The 14,736-nt window shown below is 64.5% G+C and carries 15 protein-coding genes; 6 read left to right on the top strand and 9 right to left on the bottom strand.

The features are described 5' to 3' along the window. Positions 1-33: 33 nt before the first annotated feature. The 4 genes from dtd to VFZ97_14795 are packed head-to-tail and all read right to left on the bottom strand — an operon-like array spanning position 34 to position 3,455. Positions 34-471 (bottom strand): D-aminoacyl-tRNA deacylase, encoded by a 438-nt coding sequence (dtd, locus tag VFZ97_14810; GenBank protein HEX6394704.1) that lies wholly within the window; start codon positions 469-471, stop codon positions 34-36. A 15-nt stretch (positions 472-486) separates the two neighbouring features. Continuing rightward, positions 487-1,344: a PIG-L family deacetylase gene (locus tag VFZ97_14805; GenBank protein HEX6394703.1), complete on the bottom strand. Its 858-nt coding sequence runs from the start codon at positions 1,342-1,344 to the stop codon at positions 487-489. Positions 1,345-1,364: 20 nt separating this feature from the next. After that, complete coding sequence (locus VFZ97_14800; GenBank protein ID HEX6394702.1) at positions 1,365-2,222, bottom strand: SDR family NAD(P)-dependent oxidoreductase; 858 nt, start codon at positions 2,220-2,222, stop codon at positions 1,365-1,367. A 36-nt stretch (positions 2,223-2,258) separates the two neighbouring features. After that, positions 2,259-3,455, bottom strand: coding sequence for an acyl-CoA dehydrogenase family protein (locus VFZ97_14795; GenBank protein ID HEX6394701.1), 1,197 nt, complete (start codon positions 3,453-3,455; stop codon positions 2,259-2,261). A gap of 157 nt (positions 3,456-3,612) precedes the next feature. Between VFZ97_14795 and VFZ97_14790 the strand changes: the two genes are divergently transcribed. Both VFZ97_14790 and VFZ97_14785 read left to right on the top strand, forming a co-directional pair. Further along, positions 3,613-4,884 (top strand): acyl-CoA dehydrogenase family protein, encoded by a 1,272-nt coding sequence (locus VFZ97_14790; protein ID HEX6394700.1) that lies wholly within the window; start codon positions 3,613-3,615, stop codon positions 4,882-4,884. A 19-nt stretch (positions 4,885-4,903) separates the two neighbouring features. Next, positions 4,904-6,313, top strand: coding sequence for a tryptophan 2,3-dioxygenase family protein (locus VFZ97_14785; GenBank protein ID HEX6394699.1), 1,410 nt, complete (start codon positions 4,904-4,906; stop codon positions 6,311-6,313). A 34-nt stretch (positions 6,314-6,347) separates the two neighbouring features. Here the strand turns inward: VFZ97_14785 and VFZ97_14780 are convergent, their stop codons facing one another. Then, positions 6,348-7,211, bottom strand: a complete 864-nt coding sequence (locus VFZ97_14780; protein HEX6394698.1) for an SDR family oxidoreductase — start codon at positions 7,209-7,211, stop codon at positions 6,348-6,350. 84 nt (positions 7,212-7,295) lie between these two features. Between VFZ97_14780 and VFZ97_14775 the strand changes: the two genes are divergently transcribed. Next, entirely contained in the window at positions 7,296-9,020 is a 1,725-nt protein-coding gene (locus VFZ97_14775; GenBank protein HEX6394697.1) for an amidohydrolase family protein, read from the top strand. 5 nt (positions 9,021-9,025) lie between these two features. Here the strand turns inward: VFZ97_14775 and VFZ97_14770 are convergent, their stop codons facing one another. Then, positions 9,026-9,871 (bottom strand): enoyl-CoA hydratase-related protein, encoded by an 846-nt coding sequence (locus tag VFZ97_14770; GenBank protein HEX6394696.1) that lies wholly within the window; start codon positions 9,869-9,871, stop codon positions 9,026-9,028. A 152-nt stretch (positions 9,872-10,023) separates the two neighbouring features. Between VFZ97_14770 and VFZ97_14765 the strand changes: the two genes are divergently transcribed. Next, positions 10,024-10,701: a hypothetical protein gene (locus VFZ97_14765; GenBank protein HEX6394695.1), complete on the top strand. Its 678-nt coding sequence runs from the start codon at positions 10,024-10,026 to the stop codon at positions 10,699-10,701. A gap of 15 nt (positions 10,702-10,716) precedes the next feature. Beyond that, entirely contained in the window at positions 10,717-11,430 is a 714-nt protein-coding gene (locus VFZ97_14760; GenBank protein ID HEX6394694.1) for a hypothetical protein, read from the top strand. A 2-nt stretch (positions 11,431-11,432) separates the two neighbouring features. Here the strand turns inward: VFZ97_14760 and VFZ97_14755 are convergent, their stop codons facing one another. Continuing rightward, positions 11,433-12,326: an oxidoreductase gene (locus tag VFZ97_14755; protein ID HEX6394693.1), complete on the bottom strand. Its 894-nt coding sequence runs from the start codon at positions 12,324-12,326 to the stop codon at positions 11,433-11,435. A gap of 232 nt (positions 12,327-12,558) precedes the next feature. Here VFZ97_14755 and VFZ97_14750 point away from each other — a divergent pair, with 232 nt between their 5' ends. Further along, positions 12,559-13,323 (top strand): SDR family oxidoreductase, encoded by a 765-nt coding sequence (locus VFZ97_14750; protein ID HEX6394692.1) that lies wholly within the window; start codon positions 12,559-12,561, stop codon positions 13,321-13,323. Positions 13,324-13,637: 314 nt separating this feature from the next. Here VFZ97_14750 and VFZ97_14745 read toward each other — a convergent pair whose 3' ends face one another. Next, the gene (locus VFZ97_14745; protein ID HEX6394691.1) at positions 13,638-14,396 is read right to left on the bottom strand and encodes a ParA family protein; all 759 of its coding nucleotides are present in this window, start codon (positions 14,394-14,396) and stop codon (positions 13,638-13,640) included. 43 nt (positions 14,397-14,439) lie between these two features. Further along, a partial coding sequence (locus VFZ97_14740; GenBank protein HEX6394690.1) for a hypothetical protein occupies positions 14,440-14,736 on the bottom strand: 297 nt, incomplete at its 5' end.

The raw sequence follows: 14,736 nt of genomic DNA, 5'->3' as shown, positions 1-14,736 counted from the left end.
TGCGTGCTCCCTGGCGGTCAAACGGGTTTCGCGTTACGCGTCGACTATCACCGTGACCGGGCCGTCGTTGATCAGCGAAAGCGCCATGTCGGCACCGAACCGCCCGGTCGCCACCTCGGCTCCGAGCGATCGGAGCGACTCGACCACGCGCGAGACCAGCGGCTCGGCCTCCGGCGGTGGCGCTGCCGCGACGAACGACGGACGCCGACCTTTGCTCGTGTCCGCGTAGAGAGTGAACTGGCTGACCACGAGCAGAGGCAGACCGAGTTCGGAAGCCGAACGGTTCATCAAACCCTGTTCGTCTTCGAAGATGCGCAGGTTCCACAGTTTGGAAGCGAGCTTGTCGGCCGCCGTCTCACCGTCCCCGTGGGCGACTCCGACCAGTACGCAAAGTCCCGGGCCGATCGAGCCGACGACGTTGCCCTCGACGTCGACCGACGCCGAGGCGACTCGTTGCACGACTGCTCGCATGTTCGCAATGGGTAATCAGCGAAGCCCGGCGAACAGATCCTCTTCCGGAACGGGAGCCTTCGTACGATTCAGAACCCGGACGAACGCCTCGCGCGTCATTATCTCGCCGAAAGCCTTTCGGCCCATTCGAAGGAAAAAGATGTTGTCGGACTGGCTGGAATGCGCCTCGAGCGATTCGTACTTCTGGTCAACCGCTGATCCGACCTCCACGACCGTGGTCACTTCGTCGTCCGGTGTCCCCCACTCCTCCGGACCGGATGACTGATCTTCCGCCGGAACGGCGGCGTCCTCCGCGCGCACCTCCGGCGTCGGAAAATCGATACCGAGCTCGGTCAACCTCTGCGCGAGTTCGCCGAACCAGCTCTTCGGAACTGCCGTGAAGTAAAGCTTCTGCGGAATGCCGCTGGATTCGATGGCTTCCATCGTTATCCGGTGCGCCTGAATGTGGTCGGGGTGACCATAGAAGCCCTTAGAGTCGTACGTGACCACCACTTGAGGTTGGTAGTGCTCGAAGAGTTTGGCGAGCCGGGCTGCCGCGTCCGCAACCGGGGTCCGCCAGAACGAACCGGGTGCGTCGTTCTGCGGCCAGCCCATCATTCCGCTGTCCGTGTACCCCAGCATCTCAAGATGCTTGATTCCCAGCGCGTCACAGCTGCGCTCGAGCTCGAGGCGCCGGAGTGCTGCAACCTCTGACGGATCGTGCCCGGGCTCGCCCGGCTTTACCCCACCCGGACCGTCTCCCGCGGAGCCGTCGGTGCAGGTGACCAAGACCGTCCGAATCCCCTCGCTTCCGTAGAGCGCGAGGATCCCGCCGGTGCTGATCGCCTCGTCGTCTGGATGGGCGTGCACGACCATAAGGGTTAGGGGCGCCATGGGTTCAGCCTACGAACTAACTACGCGGTAGCGACGGGGCTGCGCCTCGCCGCCCGGGCAACGAGACTCTGATAGCGAGCCCCGAGCAAACGCTCCATTCCCTCGATGGCGTAGGCGTCAGCGCCGATAAGGATCCGTGGGCGTTTGCGATCCATGCCCCGCAGGATGGTTCTCGCGGCTTTTTCCGGGCTGGTGCGCGCGATGCGATCGAAGTCGGCGGCCATCTTCTGCTTCTCCTCCTCGTTCAGCCGCGAGGCTCGGCCGCTCCGAGCGATGTTTGTGCGAATCCCCCCGGGATGGACGCAGCACACTGTCACCGGCTTTCGCTCCATCAGCATCTCCTCGCGAAGGGCCTCGGTGAATCCCCTGACCGCGAACTTCGCCGCGTTGTACGCGCTCTGGCTGGGCACACCGATGAACCCGAAGATGCTCGAGATGTTCACCAAATAGCCGTCGCCCGACGAGATCAGATGAGGCAGGAACGCCTTGCTCCCGTGCACAACGCCCCAGAAATTGATGCCCATCAGCCAGTCGAAGTCTTCCCATTTGATCTCTTCTACTGTCGCGGTGACTGACACCCCCGCATTGTTGAAAACCATGTCGACCCGACCGAACTCCGAGACGACTTCGCCCGCATGCGACAGGAACGCTTCGCGGTCGGCAACGTCGAGGTGGAATCCCCGGACCTTGCCGGTCCCTTTGGCCGCCCCCTCGCAACGGTTGACCGTATCGGCCAGGTCTACATCGTTGACGTCCGACAGCGCGAGGTTGGCACCGCGACCGGCGAGCTCGAGGGCGAGAGCCCGCCCGATCCCCGATGCAGCACCGGTGACGACCGCTGTGGCCCCCTGATAGCCGGGCGAATTTCCTTGTTCCATGGGCAGGGATGCTACGACGGATCGGGAGGGAGCCGCCTAACGGGGGACCTTGGACCAGGGCAGGTCTTTGTCCACCCTGATATCGCCGGCGAGGCCCAGAACCCGCTCTCCGAGGATGTTCCGCTGGATCTCCGAGGTTCCGCCTTCGATCGAGTTCGCGCGGGAACGCAGGAACATCTTGCGCGATGCTCCCGAAGACCCGACCAGGCCGAGGCTTTCCGCCCGCTTCATCTCGAAGTCGTATCCGACCATGCCGGCGGGGCCGAGCATGTTGACGCACAGCTCGTAGATACGTTTGTTCACCTCGGCGAACATGAGCTTGGCTATCGACCCTTCCGGACCCGGATTACCCGCTTTTCGGTTGTGCGAGGCGCGGATGTTGGTCAGCCGAAGGGCTTCGGCTTCGATCCAGAGCCTGATCAGGAGATCCTTGGTGGCGGCGTCGCGGCCGGCTCCGTTCCCGTCGTGCCAGACGCGAATGGCTTCGGCGATTGGGCCAGTCCCTCGCTCGGGAGCTCCTCCCCCTCCGCCGATGGTGGTCCGTTCGTTCATCAGCGTGGTCATGGCGACCCGCCACCCCTCGCCTACTTCGCCGATTCGGTCCGAGTCGGGGACGCGAACTTCGGTGAGGTAGACCTCGTTGAATTCGGCTTCACCGGTGATCTGCCGGAGCGGACGAACCTCCACCCCGGGGGCGTGCATGTTCAACCCGAAGTAGGTGAGCCCCTTGTGCTTGGGGGCATCGGGATCGGTTCGGGCGACGAGCATCCCCCTGTCGGCGGTGTGGGCGAGCGTGTTCCACACCTTCTGCCCGGTCACGACCCACTCGTCGCCGTCGCGGACCGCCCTGCAAGCGAGGCCCGCAAGATCCGACCCGGCTCCCGGCTCGCTGAACAGCTGGCACCAGGCGTCCTCACCGGTGAACATCCGCCGCAGAAACCGGTCCTTCAACGACTCGCTGCCATGGGTCACTACGACCGGTCCAGCCATCGCCAGACCGAAGAAGTGACGGCTGCCCGCCGACTTTGCGCCGGCAGCGTGCAGGCGCTCGTCGACCCGTCGCTGGAGGCTGGGAACAATCCCTAGCCCGCCCCGGCCCTCGGGAAAATGCACCCACGCCAGTCCTAGGTCGTACTGCAGCGCCCTGAACTCCTCCTGAGGCACTGTCGCCGGGTCAGCCTTGGAAAGAAGCTTGTCCATCCGGTCGTCTAGCAGGGCGGCGGGGTCGGTCATGCACGCATTCTGCACCAGCGCCCGTTCAGGGAGCGAAGCGCATGGGGTTCCCTGGTCTGGCTCAGCGGTGCTCGGCATGGCGGGTCGACGGCCGCGGCAATAAGGTCGCAGCCGGGTCTGCCCCAACAGGCCGCCCCGGGGAGAGAGAGGAAGGCCCATGCCCGCGAACCCGCTCAACACCGACGACTTCGGCGGAGAGCTGTACGACCTGTCGATCTCAGAGAAGGCCCGCCCGCTGCTGCAGAGGGTGAAGAGGTTCGTCGTGGAAGAGGTCGAGCCCATGTCGGAGAAGTACTTCGCGCTCGGCGAGGGCCACGCCGACCGGTGGAGCTTCGCGCCCGGGCAGCTGGACCTGCTCGAGGCGACCAAGAACAAGGCGAAGGCGGAAGGCCTGTGGAACTTCTTCCTCCCGAACGCCGACACCGGCGAAGGCCTCGCCAACCTCGACTACGCGTACATCGCCTTCGAGCTCGGAAAGTCCCCGCTCGCGTCGGAGTGTCTCAACTGCTCGGCTCCGGACACAGGAAACATGGAGGTGCTGGAGAGGGTCGGTACACCCGCGCAGAAAAAGGAATGGCTCGAACCGCTGCTCGCTGGTGAGATCCGGTCGGCCTACGCGATGACCGAGCCGGAGCTTGCTTCATCGGACGCCCGCAACATCTCCTGCACCGCGGTGCTGGACGGCGAGGAGTGGGTTATCAACGGGGAGAAGTACTACATCTCCGGGGCCGGAGACCCCCGCTGCAAGATCATGATCGTGATGGTGCGCACCAATCCTGACGCCGCGCCCCATCTACAGCAGTCCCAGATCCTGGTGCCCATGGACACTCCCGGCGTCGAGGTAGTGGAACCGATGCTGGTGTTCGGGCACGACGACGCCCCTCACGGGCACATGCACTTGCGCTTCACAGATGTCCACGTCCCCAAGGAGAATATCCTCCTCGGGGAGGGCAGAGGATTCGAGATCTCCCAGTTGCGCCTCGGTCCGGGCAGGATTCATCACTGCATGCGGTCCGTAGGCGCCGCAGAGAAGGCCCTGAGGCTCATGGTGGAGCGGGGCCTATCCAGGGAGGCGTTCGGCAAGCCAATAATCGCCCTGGGGAAGAACACGGAATGGGTGTCGCGCGCCCGGATAGAGATCGAGGCGATGCGTCTCATGGTTCTCAAGGCTGCAAAGGCGATGGATCTCATGGGCAACGCCGACGCGAGGGTGTGGGTTAGCGCGGTGAAGGCAATGGTGCCAGAACGGGTGTGCCAGATCATCGATCAGGCAATCCAGATCCACGGTGCGACGGGAGTTTCGCAGTGGACGCCACTCGCCGACATGTACACGGCCCAGAGAACACTCCGTCTGGCGGACGGTCCCGACGAGGTGCATCACATGGTCGTCGGACGCGCCGAAATAGCGAGATACCAGAGGCAGAGGTAACTGGAGGCGTCCGGCGGAGGTGGCGACCTTCCACGACCGGGCAGAGGCAGGACGTCTTCTGGCCGAACGCCTCTCGCACCTGCGCGGCCAGCCGGTCGTAGTTCTCGGCCTCCCACGGGGTGGGGTCCCCGTCGCAGCCGAGATCGCCCGAGCACTCGAGGCCCCCCTCGACGTCATCCTGGTGCGAAAGCTGGGGGTGCCCTACCAACCCGAGCTGGCCATGGGGGCCATCGGCGAGGACGGCGTGAGGGTCGAAAACGAAGACGTCATCCGCCACGCTGCGGTATCCAGGGACCAGCTCGCGGCCGTGGAGGACAGCGAACGCGAGGAGCTGCAGAGAAGGGCGAGGGTCCTGCGCGACGGGCGACCGCGTATTCCGCTCGAAGGCAGGGTCGCCGTGATCGTCGACGACGGCATCGCGACTGGTTCGACGGCGCTTGCCGCCAGCCTGGTCGCCCGCGCCGAAGGGGCCTCGCGTGTCGTGGTTGCGGCGCCGGTCGCTCCGCTGGGCTGGGAGCAGCGCTTTACCAGTGCCGCGGACGAAACCGTCAGCGTTCTGTCGCCCCGCACCTTCGCGGCGATCGGACAGTTCTACGACGACTTCAGCCAGTTGAACGACGAAGAGGTGATCCGCTCGCTTGCGGCGTCGTCGCCTGCATTGACATACACCAGCTACCTTGCCCTGGATCAGATTCTCTCTGCGCAGCATCTTCGTTCCGACGAACACGACGAGATGCTGTTCATCATCATTCACCAGGTCTACGAGCTGTGGTTCAAGGAACTGCTGCACGAGCTGAGACATCTCCAAATCGAACTCGAGGCCGGCAACACCGCTCATTCGCTGCACACGCTTCGAAGGATGCTCACCATCCTGAAAGTCGCGGTAGCGCAGATAGACGTCTTGGAGACGATGACCCCGCGGGAGTTCACCGGTTTTCGCGGGCGACTTGAGGCTTCGAGCGGATTCCAATCGGCGCAGTTCCGGGAACTCGAAGCCCTGCTCGGTCGCCGGGACCAACACGTGCTCGAGGCCTACGACAACGACCCCAAGGCGTCAGCGCGGATCAGCGAAGCAATGAAGGTGCCCGCGCTGTTCGATTCATTTCTGCGCTTCCTTTCACTGCAGGGATATCTCGTTCCTTCCCGGTTGCTGGACCGAGATTTCACCGAAGCATGGGTAACTTCCAAAGAGATCCAAGCGGTCCTGCTCCAGGTGTACCGCGACGACGGAGAACCCGCCCAAGTCGCCGAACGACTGGTCGACTTCGACGAGGGACTTCAGGAGTGGAGGTACCGTCACGTGAAGATGGTCGAACGGACCATCGGCGACAAATCCGGGACTGGTGGGTCGCCGGGGGCGGCCTATCTTCGATCGACCCTCTTCCGGCCCGCGTTCCCTGACCTCTGGGAGGTTCGCAGCGCGCTCTAGAGGTGGCGCGTCGTACCTGTCGGCCGGGGGCGGCTCATAGATCCCGGGGCCGGTTCACGTATCGCCTTTCGGACGGAGAGTAGAACCAGCCTCCCCCCGCCTTGGTTCCGCCATCGACCGGGACGTTGTGGCCGGTGACGAAAGACGACAGGTCCGAGGCGAGGAACAGAGCTGCTCTCGCCTGGTCTTCTGGCCATCCAAGACGTCCGACCGGCGCCCACGATGGCCACAGACGCTCAGCGTCCTCCCAGCCGGTGAGATAGTCCACCTGTGGGGTCTGGGTGAGGTCGGGGCCTATCCCGTTGACCCGGATTCCGTATCGCCCTACTTGGACCGCGAGGCAGGTGGTGAAGTGGGCCACCGCGGCCTTCATCGCCCCGTAGACCGGATCGCTCGGATAACCCCGCATTCCTTCGACGGAGTGCACGTTGACGATGACACCACGGTTCTGATCGATCATCGGGTTGATGAACGCCCTGGTCACGGCGATCACATGAAGGAGGTTCATGTCGTACATGGAGGTCCACGACGACAGGGAGGACTGGCGGAAAGGCACCAACGGCCGGTAATCGCCGACGTTGTTGACCAGGACATCGATCCGGCCGTGGGCCTGCAGCACCGCCTGCGCGAGCTGGTCCACGCCGCGTTCTGTGGTGACATCCACGACATGCGCCCTGGCGGTTCCGCCCGACGCCTCCACTTCACGAACCTTCTGCGAAGCCCTGTCGGGGTCAATCTCGGCGATTTCGACGAGCGCACCGTGCTGGGCGAACAGGCTCGCGATGGATCCTCCGATTCCCTCCCCGCCACCCGTTACGACGGCGACGCGTCCGTCCAGCAGGCGGGCCCAATCTTCGATAGGAGGGACGTTCCCGGGTTCCTGTCGTTGATATGGCACGAGCGGCGACAATACAAACAGCTCATCGGCGTTCGCGTAATGTCGGGGTCCGAACCACGCTCGGTCAACTCTTCGGGGGGTGTGATGCACGATCTCGTCGTACGCGGGGGAACTGTCGTCGATGGGACCGGCGCCCCTCCACGGACAGCGGATGTAGCTGTCGACGGTGGGTTGATCACCTGCGTCGGCAGGGTCGATGAGCCGGCCACGACGGAGATCGATGCGGATGGAGCCCTGGTTACTCCGGGGTTCGTCGACGTTCACACGCACTACGACGGGCAGGTGACGTGGGATCCGTGGCTGACCCCAACCGGCTGGCACGGTGTCACGACGGTGGTGATGGGAAACTGTGGGGTGGGTTTCGCTCCATGCCATCCTGACCGGCGGGACTGGCTCATCGGACTCATGGAAGGCGTGGAGGACATCCCGGGTGCGGCCCTCTCTACCGGGATCAAATGGGCTTGGGAGAGCTTTCCCGAGTACCTGGACGCACTTGACGGGCTGCCAAAGGCGCTGGACGTCGGAACCCAAGTACCGCACGGCGCCGTTCGCGCCTATGTGATGGGGCAACGAGGCGCGCACAACGAGCCCGCGACCGGCGAGGACGTCCAGGCGATGGCGGCCCTGGTCAGGGAGGGGATCAGCGCCGGCGCATTGGGGTTTTCGACGAGCCGGACTCTGGCGCACCGGGCCATCGACGGAGAGCCGGTGCCGGGGACATTCGCTGCCGAGGACGAGCTGTTCGGCATCGGTCGCGTGCTGGGAGAGTTGGGTGCCGGCGTGTTCGAGTTGGCGGCGGCCGGGGCACTGGGCGAGGATCTCGCCGCGCCCGAGCGCGAGGTCGCCTGGATGCGTCGCTTGGCGGCTGAGACCGGTCGCCCGATCTCGTTTGCTCTCAACCAGAACAACAACGACCCGGACCAGTGGCGCAAGCTGCTAGATATGGCGGCAGAGGCTCTCGCCGCCGGCGTGCCGATCCGGCCGCAAGTGACCGCCCGGACGGTCTCCATTCTCCTCGGCTTCCAGACGTTCCACCCGTTCGCGTTCACCCCAACATGGGGCGCCTCCGGTATCGGGCTGCTTCCCTGGAAGGACCAGGTCGACAGGCTGAGAGCCAGCCCCGAGCTCAAGGCGCGCCTGGTCGAGGACGCCAGAGGCCTCGACGGGAACGCACTCGTCATGGGATTCATGTCGGCGGAACGGACATATCTCCTTGGCGATCCACCGAACTACGAGCCGGGCCCCGCGGACAGCGTGGCGGGAATCGCCGCGGCACGAGGTCTAGACAAGTGGCAGACCTTCCTGGATCTGTTGATGGAAGACGAGGGGCGGCAGCTCCTGAATTCGCCCGTGCTCAACTACAGCGACGGGAACCTCGAAGCGACGCGAGAGATGCTCGTTCATCCGGCCACCGTGTATGGGCTGAGCGACGGCGGCGCCCACGCGGGCCAGACCTGCGACGCGTCGACCACGACTTTCATGCTGAGCTTCTGGGCGAGGGATCGCCGGGATGGGCGCTTGCCTGTTGAGGAGGCGGTTCGGCAGATCACGTCGGCCACCGCGGATCTGTACGGACTGTCGGACCGAGGCAGGCTCGTTCCCGGGTGCGTCGCCGATGTCAACGTGATCGACGCCGCCAAGATCGGTATGCGCCGGCCGGAAGTCGCTGCCGACCTACCCGGCGGCGCCACCCGGCTGGTGCAGCGCTCGGAAGGCTACGAGTGGAGCGTGAAAGCCGGAGAGGTGATCTTCAAGTCGGGAGAGGCAACCGGAGCGCTGCCCGGCAGACTCTTGCGCGGCGCGCGCTAGATCCTCTAATCCGTGGGCTGTTGGCGAAACCGCGGTCGACGGCGCTGTACGAGCGCCTCTACACCCTCGCGGAAGTCGTCGCTACCCACCATTCGCAGCAGTCGGTCGTTGGCATCCCTATCCGCATCGAGAAGCGAGCGTTCGAGGTCCAGGGCCAGCTGCTGTTTGGTTGCTCGAAGCGAGCTCGGGGCGCACTCGGCGATCAAGGCTCGGGCGTAGGCGACCGCGCCCGGCAGGACCTCGTGGGACGGCAGGCTTCGGTGGGCCAGCCCGATGTCGGAGGCTTCGTTTCCCCGGAGAATACGGCTCGAGATGAGCAGCTCGGTTGCCCGGGATAGCCCGATGAGACGGGGCAGGATCCAGGAGATCCCGCACTCGGCCGGCAACCCCAACCTAGGAGCCGCCGCGGTCAGCTTGGCCTCGAACGCCACGAACCGGACGTCGGCGAAACACATGATCACGAACCCGATACCGGCCGCCGATCCGTTCACAGCTGCGATCACCGGCTTGTTCAAGGCGCGAAGGAACCCGAACCGGGTTTGGGAAGATGGATCGTCGGGGTTGCCGGGCTGAGCCGGAGGAACCTCGATGCCCGACTGGTAAGAACCGGCTTCGCTGTGCATTTCCAATGCCCGCGAATCTGCGCCCACGCAGAAGTGCCGGCCCGCCCCAGTGACGACGATCACCCCTACATCGGGATCGCTGTCGGCTTCGGCGATAAGGGCTCTGAACTCTGATTCCATTCGCCCGGTCCAGGCGTTCCCCCGGTGCGGGCGATTGAGGGTTACGACGGCAACACCCTCGTCGGTGGACAGGAGGACCGGCGGCACCCCGGTAGAACCCAGAGACACGAGAGCATCCTGACATCTGGGCAGTTGTCGTGTCTGGATACAGTTCGACCGCCGGAGTCATGGCATGCTGAGTTCATGCATATCGGCGACATCGGGGTGGTGCTGGCAGTCGACGGTTCGGCTCGCATGGCCCCTTCTGAGGCATCGATGTGATGGCAAGCCCCTACTTCCCCGCTGCGACTGCGCAGGACAGATTCCGGATTGCGTGGCAGACCCGAGTTGAGAGCGACTACATCTTCAACTTCTGGACCGCGCTCGGCTGGACCGTCCTCACCTTCGGCATCTACGGCTTCTACGTCTTCTACCAGTTGATGCGCCGAATGCGGGACCACAATCTGCGACGAATCGAACTCCTGGACGCCGCGATTACCTTGGCTTGGGACGAAGCCGAGCGCCAAGGCCTCCAGCCGGAGCTGACACCATCATTCCAGCGTGCATCCATGCACCTCGCGTCGATGAGGAACCTCGCCACCCAGTTCCGAGATCCGGTCATTTGGTTGCTGCTCTCCGTCGTCGCCGGCGGCATCGTTCACGTCGTCGCCTTCATCCTCCTCGACCAGGATCTGGTGAGCCACGACCAGGCCGAAGTTGGGATCGAGTACGAACTCGCCCTCATATATGGGCGCCTGGGGAGACAGCTCGCGTTCCCTGTCGCTGACCGGGTAAAGGGACAGCACAATTACGCCGGACGGGTTGTGGCGACCGTGTTCAGCCTCGGGATCTATTTCCTGTGGTGGTTCCACGACATCATGGAGGAGGGCAACCGGCACTTCTATACGAACTGGTCCCAAGAGGACGCCCTCGCCGCCGCAGTCCAAACTTTCGCCTAAATCACGGGCCGAGAGGTGACCCAGATCGGACGCGTCCTTCTCCTGGCGCCGATGACGTCAGAGCTACGGCCGTTGGTCCGTATCAGCCGATCCCGCCGCGCCGATCACGAAGGCTTTCGATCCTTCACCGGTCGGGTCGGCGACCTGGATGTGGTGATAGTCAGGCTCGGTGTCGGCCCGGCGGTGGCGAGGGCGGTCACCGGTAGGGCGTTATCCGCCTTTCCGGCCGATCACGTGATCGTCTCTGGAATCGCCGGGGGGCTTGATCCCGACCTCCGGGTTGGAAGCGTCGTCGTGCCCGAATCGGTGGTGGATCTGGCGTCGGGAGAGAAGTTCAGATCACACCCATTGCAAGGCATCGTGCGCAAAGGGACCGTTGGAGTTGCAGATCACCTGATCACTGACACGGCACGATTATCGAAGCTCGTGGCGGAGGGCATCGTGGCGCTCGAGATGGAATCGTCCGGCGTCGCTGAAGCTTGCCAGGAGGCCCGAGTCCCTTGGACGACTATCCGGGTGATCGGCGACCGCCCCGACGAGGGACTCACCGACGCCACCGTGATGTCCTTCCTTCGGCCGGACGGAACGGTCGACTCGCCTGCCGCCATCCGGCACCTGCTCACCCACCCGCAGCGGATTCCCGGTTTGCTGCGGCTCGGGCGTGACTCGGCGAACGCTGCAGCGAAGGCCGCCCGGTTCACGCTGGAGACCCTGGGACGTACCTGCTGAGCTCAGCTCGCGCCGGCAGTCAGGGGAAAACGAACCCCGGTCAACTCTTCGGAGACGTCCCAGAGCCGGCGGGCAACCTCCATGTCCTTCGCCGCGGACGAACGTCCGACCAGCTTCGGAGCACCGAATTGCTCCATCAAACCTCGAGGCCCTGCGTAGCTGTTGCCCGGGATGTCCGCAACCGCGGCATAGATAGTCGGCAGTGCGCCGTTCGTCGCGCTCTGCGCGAACAAACGGTTGGACACCGCCATCCCCAGATCCGTGAGTCGTTGCCCGCTGTGAGACTGAAGGTTCGTGGCCGCGTAACCCGGATGGGCAGCCGTTGCCAGGACCGTTGACCCGGCTTCGACCAGGCGGCGCTGCAGCTCGGCTGTGAACAGCAGGTTGGCGAGCTTGGATTGCCCATAGGCACGCCATGGCCGGTAGCGCTTGCGTTCCCAGTTGAGGTCCTCGAGGTCGATCCTGCCGAACCTGTGTACGTAGGAGGAGACGGTCACGACCCGGCCGGTGATGCGATCGAGAAGCAGGTTGGTTAGCGCGAAGTGGCCAAGGTGGTTGGTGCCAAACTGCATTTCGAAGCCTTCGGGGGTGCGCGAAAAGGGCGGCACCATCACGCCGGCGTTGTTCACCAGCACAGAGATTTCGCCGTCCCACGCTGCTGCGAACTCGCGAACGGAGGCGAGGCTGGCGAGATCGAGGACCCGAACCTCTACGTTGCCCGTCATCGTGTCGGCTGCAACCCGGCCCTTGTCGGGGTTGCGTACTGCCAGCACGACGCGAGCCCCAGCGCCAGAGAAAGCGTGAGCGGCAGCAAGTCCGATGCCGCTGTTCGCGCCCGTAACGATCACGGTACGACCTGCCATGTCGGGAAGGTCGGCTGTGGTGAACTTCGTCATCGGGGTCCTCCTGATGGGCCGATTGGTACCCGACCCTATTGGATCGCCTCGGATCTTCGCCTTCTCTTCGGCGAGTATCAGATCGGACTCGTCTAGTGTCGTTGCCGTTGTCTGGACCATCGGATCGAGAGCGCCCAGCGTGAACCTCCGGCATGAGGAGGAGCACCAGCGGTTCCTGGGCTTCCCGACGTCCCTGTGGCGTTCTTCGCGACGAGCCCGCGCCGAACGAGCGATGACTGAACCGGAAAGATCTTCGCCGCGTTTCGAGGGCAAGGTTGCATTGATCACTGGCGCCGGGTCCGGGATCGGTCGCGCAGTAACTCTGCGGCTCGCTTCGGAAGGTGCCTCGGTGTTCGCCGTCGACATCGACCCCGCAGGGTTGGAAGGGACTGCCAAGCAGTTGTCCTCCGGGATAGTCACCCATCAGGCCGACGTTTCAGAACGCATAGCTTGCCGTGAAGCGGTCGACGAGTGCGTACGAGCTCTGGGCCGCCTCGACGTGCTCGGAAACATTGCCGGCATAAGCAGGGCCGAGCACTTTACCGACGTCACCGAATCGCAGTATCGCCACATGATGGGCGTGAACCTCGACGGCCCGTTCTTTCTTAGCCAGGCCGCCATCCCCCATCTCCTGGCGACGCGCGGAAACATCGTCAACGTCGCCTCGAACGCAGGCTTGATGGGGCAGGCATACACCGCGGTCTACTGCATCACCAAAGGGGGCGTCGTTCAGTTGACACGCTCGCTCGCGATGGAGTTCGTCAAAACCGATATCCGCGTCAACGCCATCGCCCCCGCAGGAGTCGACACTCCCTTGGTCCACAACTTTCAGATACCTCCCGACGCGGACTTCTCGCTCATGGCTCCCTACGCCGGCTTCCGGGACCAAGCGCGCGCCGAGGAAGTCGCCGCGTTGTTCAGCTTCGTCGCTTCTGACGAGGCGCGCTCGATCCACGGGGCGGTGCTTTCAATCGACAACGGGGTAACGGCCGGCTGAAGGGTGGAGCTACTCTCCCCAACCGATGCGACACCACTTCCGCCCCCGGCAGGCCGGGCACCTCACCCAGTGGGGGTAGCGCCCGAGCGGCCACCAGGCAGAACCTGTAGCGAAACGCGTCGCCAGATCGGCCAGCGAGACCCGCGACCGGACTTTGCAGTCCGAGCACTCGAGGACCACGGTCCCAGGACGACGCGGCGATGTCGAGAACAACGCTGCTCTGCCTTCGTTGAGAGGACCTGGACCGAGTCGATCTTGGGGACCCGGCTCACTGAACAGCGCCCGCTTCCCGGTCGGGTCGGACCGGCGGTCCGTCACCGTAAACGCTCCTCGATTGCCCCAGCCAAGGCGCGGTAGGCACCCGCGGCCGGCGAGTGGGGAGCATGGTCGAGCACGGAACTACCGCCGGCGGGGGCCTCCGCCACACGCACAGACTTGGGGACCGGCGGCTCGAACACTTCAAGGCCGTAAGCGTCAATGACCGACGCCAGGGTCTCCTTCGCCAAGCGAGTCCTCCCGTCGAACATCGTTGCGACCACCCCTGCAACCTTGAGACCGGGGTTGGTGAACGATCGAACGTCGTCGACCGTCTCCAGCAGCTGACCGACGCCCCTGTGGGACAGGGTCTCGCACTGGAGCGGGATGAGAACCTGGTCCGCGGCGGTCAGCCCATCAATGGTGAGGATCCCCAGCGACGGCGGGCAGTCGATAAGGACGGTGTCGTAGCTGCGCTTCAACGGCTCCAGGGCTCGTGCCAGCGCATACTCGCGTCCTGTCTTTGACAGCAGGTAGATCTCGGCGCCCGCGAGGTCGATCGTCGACGGCAGGACGCACACGTCACCCACCTTGGTCACGATCTCTTCTACTGGCTGCCGATTTACCAAGACACCGTGAAGTGAGCCCGGCAGGTCCTCGGCGCGCAAGCCGAGCGAATAAGTCAGGCAGGCCTGCGGGTCGAGGTCGACGAGCAGCACCTGACGGCCACGCTCAGCCAGCGCCGCCCCGAGCGAGTGAACGGTCGTCGTCTTGCCGACGCCGCCCTTCTGGTTAGCAACGGCCAGTACGAATGACATCCGTCAGATGATAGGTCCTCTCGCCGCCCCCTCCCGCCGGGCCCTACTGCCTCCATCCGTGGCCAAAAAAGGCGCCCTCAGGACGGGCGTGGGCGTGGTAGTGGTCCGGGATCTTTCGCATTTTGTCATCGACGTAGTGCCCGACGGTCAGCTGCTCCGCTGCTACTAGGGCGAGCCGCTCGTGCATGTGAGACAGCACCTCAGGAGGGGGTGTCCTCGCGTGACGGCGCCAGACGACCATCGGTACGTAACAGATCTCGCAGTCCGCGATCCAGCAGATGTCGTCTTCGTAGAACCACTCCGTGACGCGAGCTGCCTGGCAGAGTTCACAGCTGCCCTC

This window comes from Acidimicrobiales bacterium, from assembly GCA_036378675.1.
Classification (GTDB): Bacteria; Actinomycetota; Acidimicrobiia; order Acidimicrobiales; family Palsa-688; genus DASUWA01.
Note: the sequence above shows the minus strand (reverse complement) of the source record. Positions and strands in the feature narration are given on the sequence as shown.

Bases quoted from the DNA above. Each gene is read 5' to 3' on its own strand.
- VFZ97_14805 (HEX6394703.1), bottom strand. From the start codon at position 1,344: ATGGCGCCCCTAACCCTTATGGTCGTGCACGCCCATCCAGACGACGAG.
- VFZ97_14775 (HEX6394697.1), top strand. From the start codon at position 7,296: ATGCACGATCTCGTCGTACGCGGGGGAACTGTCGTCGATGGGACCGGC.
- dtd (HEX6394704.1), bottom strand. From the start codon at position 471: ATGCGAGCAGTCGTGCAACGAGTCGCCTCGGCGTCGGTCGACGTCGAG.
- VFZ97_14745 (HEX6394691.1), bottom strand. From the start codon at position 14,396: ATGTCATTCGTACTGGCCGTTGCTAACCAGAAGGGCGGCGTCGGCAAG.
- VFZ97_14795 (HEX6394701.1), bottom strand. From the start codon at position 3,455: ATGACCGACCCCGCCGCCCTGCTAGACGACCGGATGGACAAGCTTCTT.
- VFZ97_14765 (HEX6394695.1), top strand. From the start codon at position 10,024: ATGGCAAGCCCCTACTTCCCCGCTGCGACTGCGCAGGACAGATTCCGG.
- VFZ97_14755 (HEX6394693.1), bottom strand. From the start codon at position 12,326: ATGACGAAGTTCACCACAGCCGACCTTCCCGACATGGCAGGTCGTACC.
- VFZ97_14800 (HEX6394702.1), bottom strand. From the start codon at position 2,222: ATGGAACAAGGAAATTCGCCCGGCTATCAGGGGGCCACAGCGGTCGTC.
- VFZ97_14790 (HEX6394700.1), top strand. From the start codon at position 3,613: ATGCCCGCGAACCCGCTCAACACCGACGACTTCGGCGGAGAGCTGTAC.
- VFZ97_14750 (HEX6394692.1), top strand. From the start codon at position 12,559: ATGACTGAACCGGAAAGATCTTCGCCGCGTTTCGAGGGCAAGGTTGCA.